This window comes from Streptomyces roseus (assembly GCF_001044425.1).
Lineage (GTDB): Bacteria > Actinomycetota > Actinomycetes > Streptomycetales > Streptomycetaceae > Streptomyces > Streptomyces roseus.
On the sequence record NZ_LFML01000097.1, the window covers coordinates 1 to 2,255 of the forward strand.

Annotated in this window: 2 protein-coding genes and 2 pseudogenes; all 4 read left to right on the forward strand. The window is 71.3% G+C overall.

Going from position 1 to position 2,255, the window contains the following annotated elements:
- Window positions 1-502: DNA cytosine methyltransferase (locus tag ACS04_RS22925; protein WP_048478605.1), on the forward strand; the 502-nt coding region annotated here is incomplete at its 5' end.
- Window positions 499-1,909 (forward strand): annotated as a pseudogene (gene repSA / locus ACS04_RS22930) (replication initiator protein RepSA). The gene ACS04_RS22925 and the pseudogene repSA, both read left to right, overlap by 4 nt.
- Window positions 1,902-2,087, forward strand: coding sequence for a helix-turn-helix domain-containing protein (locus tag ACS04_RS22935; protein ID WP_037920416.1), 186 nt, complete (start codon window positions 1,902-1,904; stop codon window positions 2,085-2,087). Before repSA ends, ACS04_RS22935 begins: the two are co-directional and overlap by 8 nt.
- A pseudogene (locus tag ACS04_RS39510) lies at window positions 2,087-2,255 on the forward strand (site-specific integrase); the annotation flags it as partial. The gene ACS04_RS22935 and the pseudogene ACS04_RS39510, both read left to right, overlap by 1 nt.

Below are 2,255 nucleotides of genomic sequence, written 5' to 3' on the forward strand. Positions count from 1 at the left end.
CCCCGCCGTCCCTCCGCAGCCCACACACGCCGACGGCGGAACCCACGCCGACCTCTTCGGCGACAGCCTGCCGCCCTGGCGGACCATGGGCGACGTCCTCGGCTGCCCTCCGGCCGTCGTGATCACCCGCGGGAACCACATCACCGGCGGCAGTCGCTTCCCCACCACCGGACCCTCCTGGGCGATCACCGGCCGTGCTCGATCGTGGATGCTCAGGGTCGGCAACCGGCCCGCCTCGACCCGTCGCCGACTCGATCAGCCGGCGCCCACCCTCCTGTTCGCCAAGGCACTCAACGACGTCTCCTGGATCGACGCCGACAGCACCCCGGTTCGACGGCTCTCCGTCGCCGAGGCAGCAGTTCTCCAGGGTTTCTCCCCGGCATACCCGTGGGCCGGCTCCCGCACCAAGCAGTTCCAGCAGATCGGCAATGCCGTCCCCGCGCCCCTCGCCACCGCCGTCCTGGGCTCGCTGGTACCGGTCGGATCCGAGGTGGCCGCGTGACCGACGCCGCCACCATGGCGGGCCTGGACCCGGCCACCCTGAGCGACCTGCTCAAGGTGGCCGGGGCCCCCGGCTTCGACCGCCTCCACGAACAGATCCGCCGCACCGGAGGATGCGCCGCCCCCATCCGCCTCTCCGGCGGCACCAAGCTCATCGACCCGGGCACCGGGACCCTGCTCCACTCGTACGACACCAGCGCCGAACCCGGCGGCGTGCTCCGGGTCGCCTGCGGCAACCGCCGGGCCTCCCGGTGCCCTGCCTGCGCCTGGACGTACGCCGGAGACACCTACCACCTGATCCGCGCCGGCCTCGTCGGAGACCCCGCCAAGGGCACCCCCGAGACGATCCGCGACCACCCGCGCGTCTTCGCCACCCTGACCGCCCCGTCCTTCGGCCCCGTCCACAACCGGCCCGGCACCCGCCCCTGCCGCTGCGGCACCCAGCACCCGGAAGACGCGCCGGAGCTGGGTACCCCGCTCGACCCGTCCACGTACGACTACGCGGGCGCCGTGCTCTGGAACAACCACGCCTCCGACCTGTGGCGCTACTTCACGATCTACCTCCGCCGGGAGATCGCCGCCCGCGCCGGACTCACACAGAAAGCCACCCGCGACCAGTCCCGCGTCTCCTTCGGCAAGGTCGCCGAGTACCAGAAGCGCGGGGCCGTCCACTTCCACGCGGTCATCCGCTTCGACGGACCGGACGGGCCCGACAGCCCACCGCCCGCCTGGGCCACCCTCGACCTGCTCACCGACTCCATCCAGGCCGCTGCCGCCCGCGTCACCGTCACAGTGCCGGCCACCCCCGAGCACGGCTTCACCAACGACTGGGTACTCCGGTGGGGCGAGCAGATCGACGTGCAGCCCATCGGCGCCTTCGGCAACGGCGAAGACCTGACGGAACAGGCGGTCGCCTCCTACGTCGCCAAGTACGCCACGAAAGCCGCCGAAACGACCGGCACCGTGGACCACCCCGTGGGCAACAAGGAAGCGCTGATCCTCCTCGGTGTACCCGATCATCCCCGGCGGCTCATGGAGGCCTGCATGGACCTCGATCGGGCCTACCCGGACCGGCGGCTGCGGGCCTGGGCTCACATGCTCGGCTTCCGCGGCCACTTCTCCACCAAGTCCCGCAGCTACTCGACCACGCTGGGCGCCCTTACGTCAGGTCCGCGCCGACTACCGCGCCGCCCAGCAACGGGCATCCCTCGGCCTGCCCAACCCCGATGACCACCCGGAGGCCACGCTCCTCGTCGTCGCGCACTGGGCCTATGCCGGCAACGGCCACACGCCGGGCGAATCCTGGCTCGCCGCCAACGTCCGGCGTGACCTTCAGCACAACCGTGAACACGCCCGCGAGTACCGGGCCCAACTCGAAGCAGACGACACAGGGGGCTGGGATGACTGAGGAGCTGTTGACCGTCCCGGAGGTCATGGGATGGCTCAAGGTCGGCCGTACGACCGTCTACGACCTGATCCGCACACACCGTCTGCCGTCCCTGACCATCGGCCGGAGTCGCCGTATCCCTGCTGACGGACTGCGGGACTTCCTCGCGGCGCGGCTCCAGTACGAGGAGGCCGCCTGATGGCCAAGCGTCGCCCCAACGGCGGGGGAACCGTCACCAGGCGGAAGGACGGCCGGTACCAGGGGGCCGCCTACGTCACCAACACGGACGGCCACCGTGTCCGGAAGTTCGTCTACGGCGCGACGTACGACGAAGCCGCCGAGAAGCTGGGCAAGCTCCAGGACCAGG